This window comes from Chromobacterium rhizoryzae, assembly GCF_020544465.1.
Taxonomy (GTDB): domain Bacteria; phylum Pseudomonadota; class Gammaproteobacteria; order Burkholderiales; family Chromobacteriaceae; genus Chromobacterium.
Genome location: NZ_CP066126.1, coordinates 785,824 through 806,746, shown reverse-complemented (window position 1 = coordinate 806,746; position 20,923 = coordinate 785,824). Strand labels below are relative to the sequence as shown.

Below are 20,923 nucleotides of genomic sequence, written 5' to 3'. Positions count from 1 at the left end.
TCATTGCGCCGACGATATCTGTTTTAATTTTTGGCGTAAGCGCTGACAAGAAATGACATTGCCGTCACAATGTCGCCCCAATCCCGAACTTCGAGCCGTTGACCCGATGACACGCGCGCTGTCGACATTGCTGCTGCTGTGCCTGCTCTTGGCCGGCGGCGTCGCGCATGCCGGCTTCCGGACCTTCAGCGAACGGGACGCCGCCGTCTATTGCAGCGCCGACGCCGGCCTGGACATAGACCGCGTCGCCAGCGCCGGCTGGCAGACGCGTTTCCAGCCGCTGCCGGACGGCAAACTGGCGCGCGGCTACGGGCACGACACCTGCTGGCTGCGGCTCAAGCTAAGCGATGTGCCGCCCCGGCCCTGGCTGGAGCTGATTCCCAGCTATTTGGCGCGGCTAAGCCTGTATCAGCGGCTGCCGGACGGCGGTTGGCAACGACGGGACATCGGTTCCTGGCGTCCGGTGTCCGCGATGGAGCTGCCGCTGATCGCCGCCAGCTTTTCCCTGCTGCCGCATGAGCAAACGGTCTTCGTCAAAGTCCAGTCGCTGGCCTTGAACGCGCAGCCGCGCCTGTGGAGCGAGGCGGAACTGGCCGCCCACAACAATCAGCGCCTGCTGCAATTGGGTCTGATCTACGGCTATATGCTGACCATGGTGCTGATCGCGCTGGCGGCCTGGCTGATCACCCGCCGGGCGCAGCACGCCAAGCTGTTCGGCTACATCCTGGCGGTGGCCTGCCACCGCTTCGCCACCGACGGCATGGCCCGCCTGCTGCTGTTTCCGGAACAGCCCCAGATCGCGCTGCTGTGCAATTACGTCGGTCTGGGCGCCGCCGTCATGCTGGGCTGCGCCTATTTCGCCCATCTGCTGGAGCTGAAGCGCGACTACCCCCGCACCTACCGGCTATACCAGCTGCAGGCCGCCGCCGGCGCCGCCACCGTGCTGTGCGCCTTGTTCTGGCCCTTTGGCCTCGCTTACAGCATTCCGGTCACCCTCTACGCCATCATCGTCATCAATCTGCTGACCCTGCCGGTCTGCTGGCGGCTGTGGCGGCGCAACGACAGCGGCGACCGCCTGATCGCGCTGCATCTGCCCACCAATCTGGCGCTCAACATCCCCGCGCTGCTATTGCATCTGGGACACATCCCCTATCAATCCTGGATCCAGGAATACGGCCGCCTGGCCGATCTGCCGCCCATCACTCTGCTCTACATCGGCCTGTTCCTGCGCATGCGCACGCTGGAGCGCGAACGCATCGAGGCGCTGCATCAGGCCAGCCAGGCCCAGGCCGACAGCCTGCGTCAGCGCGAGGCGCGCGAAGAGCAGGCCGATCTGCTGGCGATGATCACCCATGAAATCCGCACCCCTGTGGCCATCATCGACGCCGCCAGCAGCAGCCTGCGCCTGCTGGAAGAGGACGCGCCGGCGCCGCCGGTGCTGGCGCAGCGGCAGGCGCGCCACGAACGCATCCAGCGCGCCTTGCAGCGGATGCAGGAATTGATGCGGCTGGCCGAGCAGCACGGCCGCGCCGATGTGAGCGACGCCGGCCTGCACAACCGCCCGCTGGATTTGCTGGAGCTGACCCGACGCAGCCTGGAACAACTGGACGCGGACGCGCAGCGGCGCTTCTGGCTGCAAAGCGGCGGCGCGCGCATGCCGCTGTGCGGCGACGACCAACTGCTGACGATGCTGCTGCAGAACCTGATGGAAAACGCCCTGAAATACGCGCACCCGGACACGCCCATCCAGATCGGCGTCCACCGCCTCGCCGACCGCATCGTCTGGCAAATCAGCGACTACGGCCCCGGCATCGCGCCAGGCCAGGAAGAAGCGATTTTCCAGCGCTTCACCCGCTTGGCGGAAACCAGCAACCGCCCCGGCCTGGGACTGGGCCTGCACCTGGCGCGGCGCATCGCCGTCCAACACGGCGGCGAGCTGGGCCTGGACCCTCACTGGCCGCACGGCGCCAGCTTCATCTTGCATCTACCGAAAGCCGCTCATGACGCACATAGCCTTGCTTGAAGACAACCCGGACCTGCGCGAAGAGCTGCTGTTCCAGCTCAAGCGCTGCGGCTACCAGGCCACCGGCCTCGCCTGCGGCCAGGAGCTGGAACGGCATCTGGCCGAACATCCCTGCCGGCTGCTGATACTGGACTTGGGCTTGCCCGATATCGACGGCATGGCGCTGAGCCGGCGGCTGCGCGCCAGCCACCCCGGCCTGGGGCAAGTCATGCTCACCGCGCGCGGCGCGCTGGACGACAAGGTGCAGGGCCTGCAGCAAGGTGCCGACGCCTATCTGGTCAAACCGACGCCGCTGGCGGAATTGCTGGCCACGCTGGCCAGCGTGCTGCGGCGGCTGGACGGCGACGCGGCGGAGCGCGCCGACGGCTGGCGTTACCACGCCGCCAACCGCACGCTGACCGCGCCCAACGGCCAGCAGCTGCACCTGACCCATGCGGAACATCAGGTGATGAGCACGATGCTGCGGCGCGCGCCGGAACCGGCGCACCGTCGCGAACTGGCGGAGGCGCTGGGCGCCAATTATCTTCATTACGACGAACGCAGACTGGAAACCCTGATCAGCCGTCTGCGGCGCAAGCTCAGCGGCATCGCGCCGCAACACAACCCCATCCTGGCGGCCAGGGGCGTGGGCTATGGTTTCAGCGAGCCCTGCCAGCCGCTTTGAGGCTGCAAAAAAAACGCGGCCCGCAATGGGCCGCGCTTGGGCGGAGCAAGAAGGGACGCAGGCTCAGCGGCGGCCGGACTTCTTGCTGTCTCTCTCCTGTTGCCGGGCTTCGCGTTCGGCGGCGCGGATGGCGGCCAATTCCTTGGCGCGCTTTTCCCAGGCCAGCCATTCTTCCGGCCGTTCCAGCGTGATGCGGCCGATATTGCCGTCGCGGAAATCGGTCAGCACGATCTCGGCCGCCTTCTGCACATTGATCTTGCCGCCGGACTGCACCGCGCCGCGCTTGCGGCCTATCATTTCCAGCACCTGCCAATCCTGCTGACCGGCGATGTCGTCCAGCTTGTAGCGCGCGCTCAGCTCCGGCGTGTAGTGCTGCATCAGATACTTGAGCAGCTCCAACGCCACTTCCTCTTCATCCATCGCGTTGCGGCCCACCGCGCCGCTGGCCGCCAGATTGTAGCCGCCCTCTTCCACCTCGATCTTGGGCCACAGCATGCCCGGGGTGTCGAACAACTCCACGTCGTCGGCCAGGATGATGCGCTGCTCGTTCTTGGTGACGCCGGGCATATTGCCGGTCTTGGCCACCTTGCGGCTGCTCATGCTGTTGATCAGCGTGGACTTGCCCACATTGGGAATGCCGCAGATCAACACCCGCAGCGGCTTTTCCAGGCCGCCGCGCGTCGGCGCCAGCTCGCGGCAGGCGGCCACCAGCTTTTGCGCCGGTGCGCGCTCGCCGGCGTCCATGCCCAGCGCCTGGGTGTTTTTCTTGGCGCGATACCAGTCCAGCCACTGCTGGGTGGCGGCGGCGTCGGCCAGGTCCTGTTTGTTCAGAATCATCAGCCGCGGCTTGCCCTTGGCCATGCGCGCCAGCATGGGATTGGCGCTGGAAGCCGGCAGCCGCGCGTCCAGCATTTCAATGACCACGTCGATGTCTTTCAATCGCTCGGCCACATCCTTGCGGGCCTTGTTCATATGGCCGGGGAACCATTGGATTGCCATGCTTCTAGCGCTTTCTTATCGGATCAAGTAGATAGGTTAGGCCATTATGGTCCAGCTCCTGCATCAATTGCAGCAGGCGGCCAATTTCGCCGGGAGGAAAGCCTTCGCGGGCGAACCAGTTCAGATAGTTGCCGGGCAGGTCGCAGATCAGCGTGCCCTTGTGTTTGCCAAACGGCATGGCCCGGGTCACCAGGCTTTGCAAATCATCGGCTTGCATTGCGCCTCTCGTTCAAACAGCCTGCGCATTGTGCCAAAACCGCGGCCCGCTGGCCATGCCCGCGCCCCTGGCTTGACATGGCGCAAGCGCCGGCCGGGTTTTGCTGGGGGCGGCCAGGCGCGCGGTTTAGCATGTAGGCGGCTTTCAAAAACCAGCGGCTCGCCGGCCGCCCATTTTCCGGTTCGCGCAGAACCTTGTCGGGCGCCGGGCATAACATATGCCCGCGCCCGCTCTTTTTGTCCGGAGGCCGCTCACTCCGGCATCGGTTTGCCGTCGTTGAAATTCAGGAAACCGCGCACGATGCGGTACACGTACCACACCCAGGTAACGCCCAAAATCACGAAGCCCACCAGGATCCAGGCCAGCGCCACGCCCAACACGGTGCCGAGCAAGGCCCACCAGAAGGTGCGGATCTGCCAGCTGAAATGGCTTTCATAGCGCGTGCCGCGCACATCGTCGCGCTTGACGTAGTTGATGATCACCGCCACCAAGCCGGTCAGGCCGACAAACAGGCTGATTGCCTGCAGGATATAGACCACCAGGGTCAGATTGTTCAGTTTGCGTTCGTCTTCTTGCGTGATCACGTCCATGGACATCATGCCTCCCCGGCTCAAAATTTATGCAAAACAATTATCAAGATACCCTAGCCAGCAGCGCTTGCAAGCGCTGTTCGCAATGCCGCGTCAACGCCGCTTCCCCTCTGCCGCCGGCCAGGGCCAGCGCCACCTCGGCGCTGCGGCTCCAGGCCTGCAAGCACGATTCGCCGCCGGCGTCCGCCACCAGAATGGGCAAGGCCGGCGCGAACGGCAGGCCGATCTGTTCCGACCAGGCGCGGCAGCGGCGGTTCGCCAGATCCAGCCGGGCAAAGCTCTCCGCCGTCACCAGCACGTGGCTGAGGCCCAGCAGCAGAATGCGCGCGGCCAGCCAATCCGCCGCGTCGGCCAGCTGCGCCGGCGTCTCCCCGCTCCGTTCGCGCCAGCGTTGCGCGGCCAGCAGCATGGCCATCGCGCGCAGCTGCGGCAGCCGGCTTTCCAGCACGCCGCCGTCGCGCCGCGCGGCGGCCATCCACGCGGCGTCCGGCGCCGGGCGGTTGGCGTAGCGTTCGCCGTCGGTCAACACTTTCACCGGAACGGCGTCGCTGGGACACAGCAGGGACCAAGACTGGCGCGCGATTTGCGCGGCATCGCTGACTTCATTCATGGAACGGACCTCCTGGGGTCTGGCCTGGCTTCCGGAGGTCATGTATTTCGGGGAGGAAAAACAAATGCCGCCGGTAGCGCGGCGGCATTTATCGGGAATCTTTACTAGTGCTGGGTCAATCTTTCAGTCCACAGCCATCCCTTGGCGCCGCCGGTGTGCGGTACCAATAAAAATAGCTGTTGAAGAAGGCGAAAGATTGGGTCATGTCGTGCATGCTGCCAACAATAGGCCCGGCTTGTCAAGAAAAACCCCGGAGCATGCTCCGGGGTTTCGCCAGACCATCCCGCTTACATATTGGGATAGTTGGGGCCGCCGCCGCCCTCAGGCACGGTCCAGACGATGTTCTGGGTCGGGTCCTTGATGTCGCAGGTCTTGCAGTGCACGCAGTTCTGCGCGTTGATCTGCAAGCGCGGCTCGCCCTCTTCGCGGCCGACGATCTCATACACCCCGGCCGGGCAGTAGCGTTGTTCCGGCGCGTCGTACTTGGCCAGATTGAACTGCACCGGCACGCTGGCGTCCTTCAGCTTCAGATGCGGCGGCTGGTCTTCGCCGTGATTGGTGTTGGAAATGAACACCGAGGACAGGCGGTCGAAGGTCAACACCCCGTCCGGCTTGGGATAGGCGATGGGCGCGCACTCGTCGGCCGGCTTCAGGCTCTGATGGTCGGCCTGGTGGTGGCGCAGCGTCCACGGCGCCTTGCCGCGGAACAAAAAGGTGTCCAGCGCCGAATAAATCATCGCCGGCCACAGACCCCAGCGGAACGAGGGCCGGATATTGCGCACCCGGTGCAGTTCCTCGTGCAGCCAGCTCTGCTTGAATTTCTGGCTGTAGGCGGTGGCTTCGCGCGCCGGCTGTTCCTGGCCCAGCAGTTCGAACACCGCTTCCGCCGCCAGCATCGCCGACTGCATCGCGGTATGGGTGCCCTTGATCTTGGGCACGTTGAGGAAGCCGGCGGTGTCGCCCACCAGCAGGCCGCCGGGGAAGGTCAGCCGCGGCAGGCTTTGCAGGCCGCCCTCGGTCAGCGCGCGCGCGCCGTAAGACAGCCGGCGGCCGCCTTCGAACACCTTGCGGATGGCCGGATGGGTCTTGAAGCGCTGGAATTCATCGAACGGCGACAGATAGGGGTTCTGGTAATCCAGGCCGATGACGAAGCCGACCACCACCTGATTATTGTCCAGGTGGTACATGAAGGAGCCGCCGTAGGTGGCGGTGTCCACCGGCCAGCCCACGGTATGGGTGATGCTGCCCGGCTGATGCAGTTCCGGCCGTACCTCCCACAATTCCTTGATGCCGATGCCGTAGGTTTGCGGATCGGCGCCGTCGTGCAGGCGGAAACGTTCGAACAGCGTCTTGGTCAAGGAGCCCCTACAGCCTTCGGCGAAGATGGTCTGCTTGGCCCACAGCTCCATGCCAGGTTGCCAGGCGTCGGTTTTTTCGCCGTCCTTGCCGATGCCCATGTCGCCGGTGGCCACGCCCTTGACCGAGCCGTCCTCGTGATAGAGCACTTCGGCGGCGGCGAAGCCGGGGTAGATCTCCACGCCCAGTTCCTCGGCCTGCTGGCCGAGCCAGCGACAGAAATTGCCGAGGCTGACGATGTAGTTGCCGTGATTGTGCATCTGCGGCGGCGTCGGCAGCTGAATGGATTCGGTTTCGGTCAACAACAGGAAACGGTCGGACTTGGCCTCGGTGTTCAGCGGCGCGCCTTTTTCCTTCCAGTCCGGGATCAGCTCATTAAGCACCCGCGGTTCGATCACCGCGCCGGACAGGATGTGGGCGCCGATTTCCGAGCCCTTCTCCAATAGACAGACGCTGATCTCCCGGCCCTGCTCCGCCGCCAGCTGCTTCAGGCGAATCGCCGCGGTCAGCCCGGAGGGGCCGCCGCCGACGATCACCACATCGTATTCCATGTAATCGCGTTCCACTGCATCTCCTTAATCGCGCGCCGGGTTCAAAAGCCCCGCTACCGCATGCATGTTGCATGGCGCGCGATCAAAAATCAAACAACCGTTTAAAAACTGTCAGACGCCCGACCGCCGGCCGCCCGTCTGACTTCAATCTGTAAAGGCTCACCCTGTTGCAAATGCACATCTCGCTGCGGGAAGGGCAGCTCGATGCCGGCCTTGGCCAGCGCGCCGTCTATCATGTGACGCAGATCGCTGGCCACCAGCACGGAATCGGCGTCGCCGATGTCCAGCCAGTACTCCAGCTCGAACTCCAGCGCGTCGGCGCCGAAGTTGCTGAACAACACCCGCGGCGGCGGCTCCTTCAGCACCAGGCCGTGACGCTCCGCCTCCGCCAGCAATAGATTGCACACCTCGCGCGGCGGGCTGCCGTAAGCCACGCCGATGGCGATTTTCCGGCGAATCCGCCGGTTGCTGTAAGTCCAGTTGGTCACCGCGCTCTCCACGAAGGTGGAGTTGGGGATCAGCGTTTCGATGCCATCGCCTGCGCGTACCACCGAAGAACGCAGCCCTATGCTGCTGACGGTGCCGCTGATGCCGCCGACCTGGACGAAGTCGCCCACTTTCAGCGGCCGCTCCACCAAGAGCATCACGCCGCTGATCAGGTTCTTCAGCAGGTTCTGAGTGCCGAAGCCGATGCCGATCGCCAGCGCGCCGCCCAGAAAGGCGAACACCGTCAGCGGAATCTTGACCAGATTGAGCGCGAACACCACCAGCAGGGCGATCACGCAGACATAACTCCAGCGCCACCAGATATTGGCGGCGGCCTCGCTGAAGCCCAGCCTATGCGTGGCCAAGCGCCGCAAAGCGCGCAGCAGCGCGGTGCTGGCGGCGTAGCCTATCAGCAGCACCAGGATGGCGCCCAGACTCTTGCCTATGGTCACGCTGCGGGTGGCCTGCACTTTCTGGCCGTTGATCTCCACGCTGTCGTCGGCGCTGAACAGTTCATAATTCCACAGCGCCCGCGCCGCCTGCAACACGCGCTCGCTCAGCCGGCGGGACACCTCCTGCGGCGTGCCCTCCGCCGGCGCGCCGACGTCGAACTCCTGCTGCAATAGCAGAATGCCGGTCAAGGCCGCCTGCACCGGCTGTTGGGCGGCGTTGACGATGTCCAGCCGCTGGCGCAGCAGTTGCAGCATCGCCAGCGCGTGGCCGCCGCCGCGGTCCAGGCCGACTTCATGCTGCACGTCCGCCATCTTGGCCATGGTCAGCTCCGCCTCTTTTTGCAGGTAGTCGCGCACCGCGCCCAATTCCTCGCCGGCCTGACGGCTGGCGCTGGCCACCTCGGCCAGATTGGCCGCCTTGCCGGCGTACAACTGGTAGCGGTACTCCCAGATGCCGCCCTCCTGCGAGTTCGCCTCCTGACGGATGCGCATCAGCTGCACCGCGAGGTCGCTATTGTCCAGAGCCTGGCGCTGCTCGACTGTGCGCTGGGTCAAATCCTGTAACAGCGCGGCCTGCGCCGGCGCGTCCTTTTTCTGCTTCAAGGCCGCCAACTGCCGCTCCAGTTCCTCCAGCTCGGCCTTGACCCGGCGGCGGCGCTGCTCGTGCGCGCTCATCTCCCGCTCCAGGCGCAGGCGTTCCTCTCCCAAGCGCCGTTGCACCCCGTCCAGTTCCGCCGGCTGGAAACGGACCTGTTTGCCGACGCCGTCCAGTTGCTTCCGCCACAAGTCCAACTGCGCCTGCAAGGTCTGCTGACGGATGCGCAGCACTTGCCCCAAGGCGTCGAACTGCAGCAATTCCGACGCGCTGATGTCGCGGCGCCAGCGCGCGCCGTCCATCCGCCAGCGCAGCGCCTCGGCCTCGCCGGCCGCGGCCCCTTCCAACTGCTCCCGCGCCTGGCGCAGACTCACCTCGTTGAGCTTGAGGCTGTTGCGCATCGCCTCCTGCATCTGCGACAACATCAGTTGCTGCGCCTGCTGGGTATCCTTTTCCCAGCCGCCGGTCTGCAGGCGGCTGCGCAAGCCCTCCACCAAGGACACCGGATAGGGGCCGGCTTGCGCAAAGCCGCTCCAGTTCCGCAAGGCCTCTTCGGCCTCGGCTTGCTGCCTCAGCCTCTGATCGCGTTCCCCCGCAAGATCCAGCTGCCAGGCGTAAGACGCCACCAAGCGTTCCAGCAAGGCGCGGCGAAACAACAGCTCGCCCGGGGTGACGCCGGCCGGCAACTTGTCCAGCTTGATGGTTTCCAATTGATCCAGCGCCTGCTGCGCCTCGGACAGCTTGTCCGCCACGCTGACCGCGGGCGCCGAAGCCGCCGGCTTGGCCGCGGGTTTGGACGCGGCCGGCAAGGCGGCGTAAGCCCCGGCGCAGGACAAGAGCCCGGCAAACAGGCAACAGACGGCAAAGAAGCGGCTCTTCACGCTAGGCATTTCATTGAACAAGCAGTGGACCTTGCCCCGGCGCAGACCGCCGGCGGCAACTCGACGGCGCATTTTCGCACGAATCCGCGCGCGGCACCCAGGCCCAAACCATGCCAAAGGCATTGCCTCGCCTCAGATCACGCCCGCCCCGCGCAGGCGGGCAATGTCCTCGGCGCCGTAGCCTGCCTTCTCCAGCAAGGCGTCGGTGTGCTGGCCCAGCCGGGGCGGCGCCTCGCGATATTGCGGCGGCGTGTCCGACAGTTTGATCGGGCAGGCCACCAGGGGCACGGCCTGGCCGTCCAGACCCGGCAGTTCGATCTGCATCTGACGATGCCGAATTTGCGGATCGGCGAAGGCCTCGTCCACGGTATTGATCGGCCCGCAGGGCACGCCTGCTTGATCCAGCCGCGCCAGCCAGACGTCGCGCGGCTGAGCCAGGAAGCCGGCGGCCAGCAAGGGCACCAGTTCGTCCCGGTGCGCGACGCGCTGCGGATTGCTGGCGAAACGGGAGTCGTCGGCCAGTTCCGGCCGGCCTATCAGCTCGCACACCGAGCGGAACTGGCGGTCGTTGCCGCAGGCCAGGATGAAGTGGCCGTCGCCGGCGCACTTGAACACTTGGTAGGGCACGATATTGGGATGGGCGTTGCCCAGGCGCGGCGGCACCGCGCCGCCCACCAGCCAGTTCATATTGACGTTGGCCAGCATCGCCAGCGCGCAGTCGAACAAGGCCATATCGATATGCTGGCCGCGCCCGCTGCCTTGCCGCGCCCACAAGGCGGCCTGGATCGCGTTGGCTGCGTAGAGCCCGGTGAACAGATCGGTGACCGCCACGCCCACCTTGTGCGGCTCTCCGTCGGCCGGGCCGGTGATGCTCATCAGGCCGGACATGCCCTGCACGATGTAGTCGTAGCCGGCCATCTGCGCGTACGGCCCGTCCTGGCCGAAGCCGGTGACCGAGCAATACACCAGCCGCGGGTTGAGTTCGGCCAGGCTGGCGTAGTCCAGCCCGTATTTGGCCAGCCCGCCCACCTTGTAGTTTTCGATCAGCACGTCGGCGTCGGCGGCCAGCCGGCGGACGATCTCCTGCCCTTCCGGCTTGGCGATGTCCACCGTCAGCGATTTCTTGCCGCGGTTGGCGCACAGAAAATAAGCGGCGGTGCCGTCCGGCAGGCTGGGCGGCGCCCATTGCCGGGTATCGTCGCCGCAACCCGGGCGCTCCACCTTGATCACTTCCGCGCCCAGGTCGGCCAGCAACTGGCCGGTCCACGGCCCCGCCAATACCCTGGACAAATCCAATACCTTGATGCCTTCCAGCGCGCCCGTCATCTGCGTCTCCCGATACATGCAGCCCATCGAAAAAAAGCGGCCCGGCAAGCCGGGCCTCCAAGGACAGACAGGAATAACGGCGCGGCCGGCCTCCCGGCCGCGCCGGCTTATCAGGCAAACGCCTGAATACCGGTCTGGGCTCGGCCCAGAATCAAGGCATGCACATCGTGCGTGCCTTCGTAAGTGTTGACCGCCTCCAGGTTCATCACATGGCGGATCACGTGGAATTCGTCGGCAATGCCGTTGCCGCCGTGCATATCGCGCGACAGCCGGGCGATGTCCAGCGCCTTGCCGCAGTTGTTGCGCTTGATCAGCGAGATCATTTCCGGCGCGGCCTTGCCTTCGTCCATCAGGCGTCCCACGCGCAGCGCCGCGTGCAGGCCCAGGGCGATCTCGGTCTGCATATTGGCCAGTTTCAGCTGGATCAGTTGATTGGCGGCCAGCGGACGGCCGAACTGCTTGCGGTCCAGCGTGTACTGGCGCGCCGCGTGCCAGCAGAATTCGGCGGCGCCCAGCGCGCCCCAGGCGATGCCGTAGCGCGCCTTGTTCAGGCAGCCGAACGGCCCCTTCAAACCCTTGACGCCCGGCAGGATGGCGTCTTCCGGCACCAGCACGTCGTCCATCACGATCTCGCCGGTGATGGAGGCGCGCAGCGAGAACTTGCCGTGGATCTTGGGCGCGGACAGCCCGGCCATGCCCTTCTCCAGCACAAAGCCGCGGATTTCGTCTTCGTCGTCCTTGGCCCAGACCACGAACACATCGGCCTGCGGGCTGTTGGTGATCCACATCTTGCTGCCGTTGAGCAGATAGCCGCCGTCCACTTTGCGCGCCCGCGTCTTCATGCTGGCCGGGTCCGAGCCGGAATCCGGTTCGGTCAGGCCGAAACAGCCCAGCCATTCGCCGCTGGCCAGCCGCGGCAGGTATTTATCCTTCTGCGCGTCCGAGCCGTAAGCCCAGATCGGATGCATCACCAGGCTGGACTGCACGCTCATCGCCGAGCGGTAGCCGGAATCCACCCGCTCCACTTCGCGCGCCACCAGGCCGTAGGCCACGTGGTTGAGGCCGGCGCAGCCATAGCCTTCTATGGTGCAGCCGAGCAGGCCGAGCTCGCCCATCTCGTTGATGATTTCGCGGTCGAAGCGTTCTTCGCGGTTGGCGCTCAACACCCGCGGAAACAACTTGTCCTGACAGTAGTCATGGGCGCTCTGCTGCACCATGCGTTCTTCTTCGCTCAGGCATTCGGCCAAAAGCAAAGGATCGTCCCAGCTGAACGGCGCGCGACTGGAGGGGGCTGCCATAGGTTCTGTCTCCGCGTTACTTGTTCCGCATTGCGGAACTTGGTTTCACATTGCAGAATAGGCTAATCGTCGCCTGGACGGATGTAAAGCGTTTTTGCGAAACTCGACGCCCGCCCCCGGCGCGCAACCCAAGCGGAGGCTCACGAGACAAGATGGATTCAATGGATTTGGAAACGGACAAGGACAGGCTGTTCGTCACCGCGCTGGCGCGCGGACTGGAAGTGCTGGCGGCGTTTCGCCCCGGTGAACTGGCGCTGTCCAATCAGGAGCTGGCCAAACGCACCGGCCTGCCCAAATCAACAGTGTCGCGTTTGAGCTACACTCTGACCCGCCTGGGCTATCTGGCGCAGGACGAAGCCAGCGGCCACTACCGGCTGGGACTGGCGGTGCTGGCCTTGGGCTCCACGGTGCTCGCCAGCTACGACATCCGCCAGATCGCCGGACCGCTGATGCGCGAGTTCGCGCTGGAGCAAGGCCTGTCCATCAGCCTGGCGCTGCGCGACGGCAGCGATATGGTGTATCTGGAAACCTGCCGCAGCCCGGCCCGCATTTCGGTGCAATTGACCGTGGGCTCGCGGGTGCCCTTGGCCACCACCGCCATCGGCCGCGCTTATTACGCCGGCTTGCCGGCGGCGGAGCAGCTCAAGCTGCAAGCGCTGCTGGCCGCGCGCTACGGCGCGGAGTGGCCGGAAATAGGCGCGCGCCTGGAGGAGGCCCGCCAGGCCTATCTGCGCCAGGGTTATTCAGCGTCTTTCGGAGAATACGAACCGGATGTGATGGCCGTGGGCGTACACTTGGCCGTGCCCGGCCAGGCGCCGATGGCCTTGAACGCCAGCGGCCCGGCCTTCGCCTTGAGCGAAGGCGCGATGCGCGAACGCATCGCGCCGGCCTTGAAGGCCTTGCGTCAGCGGCTGGCGCCGCTGGGCTGAGCGCGCGGCTCCGTTCGCCGGGCTCAGGCGGACTGGATGTAATGGACCAGGTGGTTGATCACCTGCTCCTGCTCTTCGATGGTGGCGCGCACCAGGTCGCCGATCGACAACATGCCCATCACGTCGCTGCCTTCCAACACCGGCAGGTGGCGAATGCGCTTTTCCGTCATCAGGCCCATGCAGTCGTCCAACGTCTGGCTGGGCGTCACGTAGACCACGCGGCTGGTCATGATGTCGCGCACCTTGGTGCCGGCCGAGGTGCGGCCCTGCAATACAATGCGCCGCGCGTAGTCTCGCTCGGAGAAGATGCCGACGATGCCGCCCTCCTCCATCACCAGCACCGCGCCGATGTCGTTTTCCGCCATCACCTGCAAGGCCTGGAACACCGTGCTGTCCGGGTTCACGTAGACCAAGGCTCGGTTTGGCTTGCTGTCCAACAACTGTCTTACCGTTTGCATGCATGTCCCCTTTCAAACCGGCAATCCGGCCGTTCCCGTGGCCCCGCCCGCCGCTTGGCGACGCGGACGAGCGCCTACCAATCCACTATAGCGCAGGCTGCGGCGCCTCGGTAAGCGCGCGGCGCCCTGCCGGGGCGGAGTCCCGCCTCAAGCCCGGATCATGGTGCCGACGCCGGCGTCGGTCAGGATCTCCAGCAATAGCGCGTGCGGCACGCGGCCATCGATGATGTGCACCGCGTTGACGCCGTTGCGCGCCGCGTCCAAGGCCGAGCTGATCTTGGGCAGCATGCCGCCGTGTATGGTGCCGTCGGCGAACAAGCCGTCCACCTGCTGCGCCGACAGCCCGGTCAACAGCTTGCCGTTCTTGTCGAGCACGCCCGGAGTATTGGTCATCAGCACCAGTTTTTCCGCGCCCAGGGTCTCCGCCAGCTTGCCGGCCACCAGATCCGCGTTGATGTTGTAGGCCTCGCCGTCTTCGCCAACGCCTATCGGCGCCACCACCGGGATGAAGTCCTGGCTGTCCAGCAAGGACACCAGCGCCGGATCGATGCTGGAGATTTCGCCCACCTGGCCGATGTCGATCTCATCGTCGGTCTCGGACTTCAAATACATCTTGCTGGCGCGAATGAAATGTCCGTCCTTGCCGGTCAGGCCCACGGCCTTGCCGCCGTGCTTGTTGATCAGAGACACGATTTCCTTGTTCACCAGGCCGCCCAGCACCATTTCCACCAGGTCCATGGTGTCCGAATCGGTCACGCGCATACCCTGGATGAACTCGCCCTGCTTGCCAACGCGGTTCAGCAGCTCGTTGATCTGCGGTCCGCCGCCGTGCACCACCACCGGGTTGATGCCCACCAGCTTGAGCAACACCACGTCCTTGGCGAAGCCCTCTTTCAAAGCCGCGTCGGTCATCGCGTTGCCGCCGTACTTGATGACCAGGGTCTTGCCGGCGAAACGGCGGATATAGGGCAGGGCTTCGGCAAGAATCAGGGCTTTTTCTGCTGCGTCGGTCGGCACGGCGTTCTCCATGGTTGCGCCGGCCGTTGCCGGCCGGCGAGATGACGGTTCTGACCCAATGGTCTGATCTGTTGCATTTTAATCAAGCTTGTTAATGAACTGTGATTTATTAATTGCAGAACAACGGCATTATGCAATACAGTCCACATCATTAATGAACCAGAATTCAGCTATATCACCATGGCCCAAGCCCCCGCCTCGCGCTGGCAGCGCAAAAAAGACGCCCGCCCCAGCGAAATCCTGGACGCCGCGCTGGCCCTGTTCGTAGAGAAAGGCTTCAGCGCCACCAAGATGGAAGACATCGCCCGCGCCGCCGGCGTGACCAAGGGCACGCCCTATCTGTACTTCCAGAACAAGGAAGAAATCTTCAAGGCCATGGTCCGCCACCATCTGTCCAGCCGTCTCGGCGCCTTTGTCGAACTGGAGCAGCAACACACCGGCCCGGTGGGCGAGCTGCTGCAGATTCTGCTGCTCAAATGGTGGGACGAAGTGGGCGCCACGCCGGCCGCCGGCCTGTGCAAGCTGGCCATCGCCGAAGCCACCAATTTTCCGGAGCTGGCGCGCTTCTACACCACGGAAGTGATCTCGCCCTGTCTGCGCATGGTCGAGCACATTCTGCGCCGCGGCATGGACAGCGGGGAATTCCGCGTCCTGCCCATCGCCAGCAGCAGCGACGCCCTGCTGGCGCCGCTGGTGATGGCGATGACCTGGGCCCACTCCTTCGCCAAGGTGGTGCCCGATGTCTGCGGCTACTCGCATCAATACTCCCGCGCGCACCTGAGCGAAGCCCTGCAGTTGGTGCTGCAGGGCCTGAAGAATCCTACCTACGAGAATTGACATGAAAACTGCCGCTCATTGCCTCTGGCTGGGCATCGCCAGCCTGACCCTCGCCGCCTGCAGCAAGCCGGAGGCGCCGCCGGAAGCGCCGCGCCCGGTCCGCTACGTGGTGGCCGGCGCCGCCGCCCAGCAGCAGGGCGATAGCTACGCCGGCGAAATCCGCGCCCGCCACGAGACCAATCTGGCCTTCCGCGTGGCCGGCAAGGTGGTGGCCAAGCTGGCCAATAGCGGTGACCGGGTGAAGAAAGGCCAGACGCTGGCGCGGCTGGACCCCAGCGACTACGCGCTGGACCTGTCGGCCAAACAAGCTCAACTGGCCGCCGCGCAGTCCGATCTCGGCCAGCAGGAACTGAATCTGAAACGCTACCGCGAGCTGCTGGCCAAGCAGTTCGTCAGCCAGTCCCAGGTGGACGGCCAGCAAAACGCGGTCAACGCCGCCCGCGCCAAGGTGGACCAGGCCAGGGCCCAGCTGGCGGCCAGCCGCAATCAGACCGGCTACACCAGCCTGGTGGCGGACGCCGACGGCGTGCTGAGCCAGATGGCCGCCGAACCCGGCCTGGTGGTGGCCGCCGGCCAGCCGATGGCGCGTCTGTCCCAGGACGGCCCGCGCGAGGCCGCGATCCAGGTGCCGGAAAACGCGCTGGACAAGGTGCGCCGCGCCGGACAGTTCCAGGTGCGCTTGTGGAACGGCGGCGCGCCGATGACGGGCACGCTGCGCGAACTGGCGGCCGACGCCGACCCGGCCACCCGCACCTATCCGGCGCGCGTCGCCATCGGCGGCGATTCCAGCCGCCTGCAACTGGGGATGACCGCCAGCGTCGCGCTGCCGGACGCCGCCGACGCGCAGATGCGGCTGCCGCTGACCGCGCTGCTGGACGAGCAGGGCAAGCACTATGTCTGGCTGATCGCCGCCAACGGCAAAGTCGCCCGCCGCGCGGTGACGGTCAGCCGCGTCGACGCCGACTCCGCCACCTTGTCCCAGGGCGTGCAAGCGGGCGACAAGATCGTCACCGCCGGCATCCATCTGCTGCGCGACGGCCAGGCCGTGAAACTGTTGGAGCGCTGAGACGGCCATGAAAAAACTGAACCTGTCGGAATGGGCGCTGCGCCACCAGTCGCTGGTGCGCTATTTGATGGTGATGCTGATGCTGGCCGGCGTCTGGGCTTACACCCAGCTGGGCCAGAAGGAAGACCCGGAATTCACCTTCAAGGCCATGCTGGTGCAAGCCTACTGGCCGGGCGCCGGCACGCTGGAAATGGAACAGCAGGTCACCAACAAGCTGGAGGAGAAGCTGCAGGAAATGGGCGAAATCGACTTCGTCCAAAGCTATACCAAGCCCGGCGAGAGCCTGTTGCTGATTTCGGTGCGCGAGGACGTGCCGCCCAAGAACGTGCAGCAGCTCTGGTATCAGGTGCGCAAGAAGATAGGCGATATCCGCGCCACCCTGCCGGCCGACATCCAGGGGCCCTTCTTCAACGACGAGTTCGGCGACACCTTCGGCAATATCTACGCCTTCGCCGGCGACGGCTTCAGCTACGAGGAAGTGCGCCAATACCTGGAGGACGCCAAGCGCGAGATCCTGCGCGTGCCGGACGTGGCCAAGGTCAGCCTGCTGGGCGTGCAGGAGCAGCGCGTCTACGTGGACCTGTCCACCGCCAAGCTGGCTTCGCTGGGCCTGGACACCGGCGCGATCTGGAAAGCCTTGCAACAGCAAAACGCGATGACGCCGTCCGGCGTGTTCGAAACCGCCAGCGACCGCATCTGGGTCCGTCCCACCGGCAACTACGCCAGCGTGGAGGCCATCGCCGCCACCCCGGTCACCGTCAACGGCAAAACCTTCCGCCTCGGCGACATCGCCACGGTCAAACGCGGCTACATCGACCCGCCGCAAAATACCATGCGCTTCAACGGCAAGCCGGTGCTGGGCATGGCCATCACCATGAAGGCCGGCGGCGACGTGCTGCACCTGGGCAAAAACCTGGACGAGGCCATGCGGCAGATCCAGTCCAAGATGCCGGTGGGTCTGGAGATCCACTCGGTATCGGACCAACCCAAGGTGGTCAAGAACGCGGTGAGCGAATTCATGCGTTCTCTGGTGGAGGCGGTGGTCATCGTGCTGGCGGTCAGCTTCTTCAGCCTGGGCCTGCGCACCGGCATCGTGGTGGCGCTGTCCATCCCGCTGGTGCTGGCGATGACCTTTCTGGCGATGTATTTCTTCAACATCGACCTGCAACGCATCTCGCTGGGATCGCTGATCATCGCGCTGGGCCTGCTGGTGGACGACGCCATCATCGCGGTGGAAATGATGGCGCTGAAACTGGAGCAGGGCTGGAGCAAATTCCAGGCCGCCACCTTCGCCTACACCAGCACCGCCTTCCCGATGCTGACCGGCACCCTGATCACCGCCGCCACCTTCCTGCCGGTGGGCATCGCCAAGTCCAACGCCGGCGAATACGTATTCAGCCTGTTCGCCGTGGTGGGCATCGCGCTGGTGCTGTCCTGGATCGTCGCGGTGGTGTTCACCCCCTATCTGGGCTACAAGCTGCTGCCGGAAAACCTGCAACACCACGAGGCGCACGATGTCTACGACAAGCCGTTCTACCGGCGCTTCCGCCGGGTGGTGGAGTGGTGCCTGGAGCGGCGCAAGACCGTGATCGCGCTGACGCTGGCCGCCTTCGTGCTGTCCTTGCTCGCCTTCAAATTGCTGGTGGCCCAGCAATTCTTCCCCTCCTCCAACCGGCCCGAGCTGATGGTGGACATGTGGCTGCCGCGCGGCGCCAGCCATCAGGCCACGGAGCGCGAGGTGGAAAAACTGGAAGCGCTGCTCAAGCGCGACCTGGACATCGTCAGCGTCACCAGCTACGTGGGCAGCGGCAGTCCGCGCTTCTATCTGCCGCTGGATCAGCAGCTGCAGCATCTGAACTACGCGCAGCTGATGTTGATGACCCGCGACGAACATGTGCGCGAAGACGTGAAGAAACGGCTGGAAAAGCTGTTCGACAACGACTTCCCCAATGTCCGCGGCCGGGTGACCCGGCTGGAAAACGGCCCGCCGGTGGGCTACGCGGTGCAATTCCGGGTAATGGGCGAGGACCACGCCAAGGTGCGCGCCATCGCCGCCCAGGTGGAGGCGCTGATGCGCGCGCATCCGTCCACTCGCCAGGTCAACATCAATTGGGGCGAGCAGGTGAAGGCGCTGCGCATCCGCATCGATCAGGACAAGGCGCGCGCGCTCGGCCTGTCCTCGCAGCAATTGTCCCAGCAATTGCAGATGCTGATTTCCGGCGCCGCCGTCACCAGCTTCCGCGAAGGCGACCAGGCCATCGCCATCGTCGCCCGGCTCAATCCGGACGAGCGCAAGAACGTCGCCGGCCTCGGCAATTTGATGATACAAACCGGCAGCGGCCGCTTCGTGCCGGTGTCGCAAATCGGACACATCGAATACCAGCCTGAGGAAAGCATCATCTGGCGGCGCAACCGCCTGCCCGCCATCACCGTGAGCGCGGACCCGGCGGAAGGCGCCCAGGGCGCGGACATCTCCCGGCAGTTGCAGCCCAAGATGCAAGAATTGGAGCGGACGCTGCCGCTGGGCTATCACATCGAAACCGGCGGCAGCATGGAGTCCAGCGCCAAATCGCAAAAAGCCATCGCCGCGGTGGCGCCGCTGATGCTGGTGGTGGTGGTGACCCTGCTGATGTTGCAGTTGCACAGCGTGCAGCGCACCATCATGGTGCTGCTGACCGCGCCGCTGGGCATGATAGGCGTGACGCTGACCCTGATCGCCTTCAGCGCGCCCTTCGGCTTTGTCGCCATGCTGGGGGTGATCGCGCTGTCCGGCATGATCATGCGCAACTCGGTTATCCTAGTCGATCAGATCGAGCACGATATTCGCGACGGCATCGATCCCTGGCATGCGATTGTCGGCTCCACAATTAGACGTTTTAGGCCTATCATGCTGACGGCATTGGCGGCGATCCTGGCGATGATCCCGCTGAGCCGCAGCACGTTCTGGGGACCGATGGCCGTGGCCATCATGGGCGGGCTGCTGGTGGCCACGGTGCTGACCCTGCTGTTCCTGCCGGCGCTGTACGCGCAATGGTTCAAGATACGGCGGCCTCAGGCCTGACGGCGCCTTGCCGCCACACACAAGCACACAAAACAAACCGAGCAAATAAACACCAATGAACAAGACCCGATTCCGCTCGCCCCTGCTGGGCAGCCTGTTGCTGCTGGGCTTCGCCCTGCCGGTCCACGCTTTCGACCTGGTGGAAGCCTGGCGCGCCGCCCGCGACTACAACGCCGACTTCGCCGCCGCGCGCTCCGACCTGGACGCCGGCCGCGAAAAAGCGCCGCAGGGCCGCGCGCTGCTAATGCCCCAGGTCGGCGCCACCGCCAATTACAATTACACCAATCCGATCGCGCCGGCCGGCCAGGGCCGTTACGACTCCACCACCTACGGCGTCAATCTGCAGCAGCCGCTGTTCGACGTGGGCAAATACACCGGCTATCAAAAAGGCAAACTGGCGACGCAGCAGGCGGAAACCAGCTTCAGCGCCGCCGAACAGCAGCTGATCCTGGACACCTCGCAGGCCTATTTCAACGTGCTGCTGGCCAAGGACACCCTGTCCGCCACCAGCGCCAGCAAGAAAACCTTCCAGCAACAACTGGAGCAGGCCAAGACCGCCTTCGAAGTGGGCACCGCCACCATCACCGACACGCACGAGGCCCAGGCAGGCTACGACGGCGCGGTGGCCCAGGAAATCAAGGCGATCAACAGCCTGGAGCTGGCGGAAAACAATCTGCGCCGCGTCACCGGGCTGGACCCCAAGACCATCCAGCCGGTGCTGGACAAACTGCCGCTGGAACTGCCGACCCCGGCCACGCTGGAAGCCTGGATCGGGCTGGCCCTGCGCAACAGCCTGAGCATCAAGACCGCCGAGCAGGCGCTGGAGATCGCCGACAAAAACGTCACCGAGAAAAAGGGCGGCCACCTGCCGGTGATCAGCCTGACCGCCGGCTACAGCGACACCCAGACCCGCGCCCCGATGCAGCAGCCGCACACCCGCGGCAGCAGCATAGGCGTCGGCGTCACCCTGCCCCTGTTCGCCGGCGGCGGCATCAATTCGCAAGTGCGCGAGGCGGCGGCGCAGCTGGAGTCCGCCAAGGACAAGCTGGAAGCCACCCGCCGCCAGGTGCGCGAAGACGTGCGCCGCACCTTCCTCGGCGTCACCAACGGCGCGGCGCTGGTGCGGGCCCAGGAACAGCTGCTGATCTCGGCCAAGAGCAAGGTGGAATCCACCCGCCTGGGCAAGGAGGTCGGCATCCGCACCAATATCGATCTGCTGCAGGCCGAACAGGCTTACTACTCGACGCTGACCAGCCTGGCCACCGCCAAGTACGAGTATCTGATCGCGCGGCTGTCCTTATCCCAGGCCGCCGGCCAGCTGGATAGCGAGGTGCTGGGCAAGGTCAACGCCGTCATCCGCCGTTAAATCCGCTTCTCCGCGGCCATGCCAACCGGCATGGCCGCCGCCTTCTTCCGCTGCTTTCCGCCCCTCTCCCTCCCCCGCTGACGTCCACGCAACAGGTGTTTAATTTTTTAGGGCATGTGTAGCTTTTTGCTAAACACGAAC

At 65.1% G+C, this 20,923-nt stretch carries 17 protein-coding genes; 7 read left to right on the top strand and 10 right to left on the bottom strand.

The genetic code is table 11. The annotated features are described in order from the left end of the window. The first annotated feature begins 106 nt into the window (after positions 1-106). Positions 107-2,023: a sensor histidine kinase gene (locus tag JC616_RS03685; protein WP_227106771.1), complete on the top strand. Its 1,917-nt coding sequence runs from the start codon at positions 107-109 to the stop codon at positions 2,021-2,023. Continuing rightward, the gene (locus JC616_RS03680; RefSeq protein ID WP_227106769.1) at positions 2,001-2,687 is read left to right on the top strand and encodes a response regulator transcription factor; all 687 of its coding nucleotides are present in this window, start codon (positions 2,001-2,003) and stop codon (positions 2,685-2,687) included. The genes JC616_RS03685 and JC616_RS03680 overlap by 23 nt, the downstream gene beginning before the upstream one ends. 63 nt (positions 2,688-2,750) lie before the next feature. Here the strand turns inward: JC616_RS03680 and ylqF are convergent, their stop codons facing one another. The 8 genes from ylqF to JC616_RS03640 all read right to left on the bottom strand — a co-directional run bounded on the left by ylqF (position 2,751) and on the right by JC616_RS03640 (position 12,048). Then, positions 2,751-3,686 carry a ribosome biogenesis GTPase YlqF gene (ylqF, locus tag JC616_RS03675; RefSeq protein WP_107798056.1) on the bottom strand — a complete coding sequence of 312 codons (936 nt, stop codon included), beginning with the start codon at positions 3,684-3,686 and terminating at the stop codon, positions 2,751-2,753. Positions 3,687-3,690: 4 nt separating this feature from the next. Then, positions 3,691-3,903: a DUF3820 family protein gene (locus JC616_RS03670; protein ID WP_019100859.1), complete on the bottom strand. Its 213-nt coding sequence runs from the start codon at positions 3,901-3,903 to the stop codon at positions 3,691-3,693. A gap of 251 nt (positions 3,904-4,154) precedes the next feature. Beyond that, on the bottom strand, positions 4,155-4,493 hold the full coding sequence (locus JC616_RS03665; RefSeq protein WP_107801617.1) for a DUF4870 family protein: 339 nt from the start codon (positions 4,491-4,493) through the stop codon (positions 4,155-4,157). A 43-nt stretch (positions 4,494-4,536) separates the two neighbouring features. Then, positions 4,537-5,103: a hypothetical protein gene (locus JC616_RS03660; protein ID WP_107798055.1), complete on the bottom strand. Its 567-nt coding sequence runs from the start codon at positions 5,101-5,103 to the stop codon at positions 4,537-4,539. Between the two features lie 287 nt (positions 5,104-5,390). Then, complete coding sequence (locus JC616_RS03655; protein ID WP_227108533.1) at positions 5,391-7,010, bottom strand: electron transfer flavoprotein-ubiquinone oxidoreductase; 1,620 nt, start codon at positions 7,008-7,010, stop codon at positions 5,391-5,393. Between the two features lie 101 nt (positions 7,011-7,111). Beyond that, complete coding sequence (locus JC616_RS03650) at positions 7,112-9,496, bottom strand: mechanosensitive ion channel domain-containing protein (RefSeq protein ID WP_227106767.1); 2,385 nt, start codon at positions 9,494-9,496, stop codon at positions 7,112-7,114. Between the two features lie 60 nt (positions 9,497-9,556). Further along, positions 9,557-10,750, bottom strand: a complete 1,194-nt coding sequence (locus JC616_RS03645) for a CaiB/BaiF CoA transferase family protein (protein WP_227106765.1) — start codon at positions 10,748-10,750, stop codon at positions 9,557-9,559. Positions 10,751-10,860: 110 nt separating this feature from the next. Continuing rightward, positions 10,861-12,048, bottom strand: coding sequence for an acyl-CoA dehydrogenase (locus JC616_RS03640; RefSeq protein WP_227106762.1), 1,188 nt, complete (start codon positions 12,046-12,048; stop codon positions 10,861-10,863). A 161-nt stretch (positions 12,049-12,209) separates the two neighbouring features. On the opposite strand from JC616_RS03640, the gene JC616_RS03635 reads away from it, so the two are divergent. Next, positions 12,210-12,977 (top strand): IclR family transcriptional regulator, encoded by a 768-nt coding sequence (locus JC616_RS03635; RefSeq protein ID WP_227106760.1) that lies wholly within the window; start codon positions 12,210-12,212, stop codon positions 12,975-12,977. Positions 12,978-13,000: 23 nt separating this feature from the next. On the opposite strand, the gene JC616_RS03630 is transcribed toward JC616_RS03635, so the two are convergent. Both JC616_RS03630 and argB read right to left on the bottom strand, forming a co-directional pair. After that, complete coding sequence (locus JC616_RS03630; RefSeq protein WP_048414414.1) at positions 13,001-13,435, bottom strand: CBS domain-containing protein; 435 nt, start codon at positions 13,433-13,435, stop codon at positions 13,001-13,003. A gap of 147 nt (positions 13,436-13,582) precedes the next feature. Continuing rightward, positions 13,583-14,464, bottom strand: coding sequence for an acetylglutamate kinase (argB, locus tag JC616_RS03625; RefSeq protein ID WP_107798050.1), 882 nt, complete (start codon positions 14,462-14,464; stop codon positions 13,583-13,585). A 168-nt stretch (positions 14,465-14,632) separates the two neighbouring features. Here argB and JC616_RS03620 point away from each other — a divergent pair, with 168 nt between their 5' ends. From JC616_RS03620 to JC616_RS03605, 4 genes are read left to right on the top strand one after another with little or no spacing between them, the layout of a single operon-like run. Continuing rightward, positions 14,633-15,289: a TetR/AcrR family transcriptional regulator gene (locus JC616_RS03620; RefSeq protein ID WP_107798049.1), complete on the top strand. Its 657-nt coding sequence runs from the start codon at positions 14,633-14,635 to the stop codon at positions 15,287-15,289. A gap of 1 nt (position 15,290) precedes the next feature. Beyond that, on the top strand, positions 15,291-16,355 hold the full coding sequence (locus JC616_RS03615; RefSeq protein ID WP_227106758.1) for an efflux RND transporter periplasmic adaptor subunit: 1,065 nt from the start codon (positions 15,291-15,293) through the stop codon (positions 16,353-16,355). 7 nt (positions 16,356-16,362) lie between these two features. Next, positions 16,363-19,416, top strand: coding sequence for an efflux RND transporter permease subunit (locus tag JC616_RS03610; RefSeq protein WP_227106756.1), 3,054 nt, complete (start codon positions 16,363-16,365; stop codon positions 19,414-19,416). Between the two features lie 55 nt (positions 19,417-19,471). After that, positions 19,472-20,782, top strand: a complete 1,311-nt coding sequence (locus JC616_RS03605; RefSeq protein WP_227106754.1) for a TolC family outer membrane protein — start codon at positions 19,472-19,474, stop codon at positions 20,780-20,782. The last annotated feature ends 141 nt before the right edge of the window (positions 20,783-20,923 follow it).

Bases quoted from the DNA above. Each gene is read 5' to 3' on its own strand.
- JC616_RS03685 (WP_227106771.1), top strand. From the start codon at position 107: ATGACACGCGCGCTGTCGACATTGCTGCTGCTGTGCCTGCTCTTGGCC.
- JC616_RS03680 (WP_227106769.1), top strand. From the start codon at position 2,001: ATGACGCACATAGCCTTGCTTGAAGACAACCCGGACCTGCGCGAAGAG.
- ylqF (WP_107798056.1), bottom strand. From the start codon at position 3,686: ATGGCAATCCAATGGTTCCCCGGCCATATGAACAAGGCCCGCAAGGAT.
- JC616_RS03670 (WP_019100859.1), bottom strand. From the start codon at position 3,903: ATGCAAGCCGATGATTTGCAAAGCCTGGTGACCCGGGCCATGCCGTTT.
- JC616_RS03665 (WP_107801617.1), bottom strand. From the start codon at position 4,493: ATGGACGTGATCACGCAAGAAGACGAACGCAAACTGAACAATCTGACC.
- JC616_RS03660 (WP_107798055.1), bottom strand. From the start codon at position 5,103: ATGAATGAAGTCAGCGATGCCGCGCAAATCGCGCGCCAGTCTTGGTCC.
- JC616_RS03655 (WP_227108533.1), bottom strand. From the start codon at position 7,010: ATGGAATACGATGTGGTGATCGTCGGCGGCGGCCCCTCCGGGCTGACC.
- JC616_RS03650 (WP_227106767.1), bottom strand. From the start codon at position 9,496: ATGCGCCGTCGAGTTGCCGCCGGCGGTCTGCGCCGGGGCAAGGTCCAC.
- JC616_RS03645 (WP_227106765.1), bottom strand. From the start codon at position 10,750: ATGACGGGCGCGCTGGAAGGCATCAAGGTATTGGATTTGTCCAGGGTA.
- JC616_RS03640 (WP_227106762.1), bottom strand. From the start codon at position 12,048: ATGGCAGCCCCCTCCAGTCGCGCGCCGTTCAGCTGGGACGATCCTTTG.
- JC616_RS03635 (WP_227106760.1), top strand. From the start codon at position 12,210: ATGGATTTGGAAACGGACAAGGACAGGCTGTTCGTCACCGCGCTGGCG.
- JC616_RS03630 (WP_048414414.1), bottom strand. From the start codon at position 13,435: ATGCAAACGGTAAGACAGTTGTTGGACAGCAAGCCAAACCGAGCCTTG.
- argB (WP_107798050.1), bottom strand. From the start codon at position 14,464: ATGGAGAACGCCGTGCCGACCGACGCAGCAGAAAAAGCCCTGATTCTT.
- JC616_RS03620 (WP_107798049.1), top strand. From the start codon at position 14,633: ATGGCCCAAGCCCCCGCCTCGCGCTGGCAGCGCAAAAAAGACGCCCGC.
- JC616_RS03615 (WP_227106758.1), top strand. From the start codon at position 15,291: ATGAAAACTGCCGCTCATTGCCTCTGGCTGGGCATCGCCAGCCTGACC.
- JC616_RS03610 (WP_227106756.1), top strand. From the start codon at position 16,363: ATGAAAAAACTGAACCTGTCGGAATGGGCGCTGCGCCACCAGTCGCTG.
- JC616_RS03605 (WP_227106754.1), top strand. From the start codon at position 19,472: ATGAACAAGACCCGATTCCGCTCGCCCCTGCTGGGCAGCCTGTTGCTG.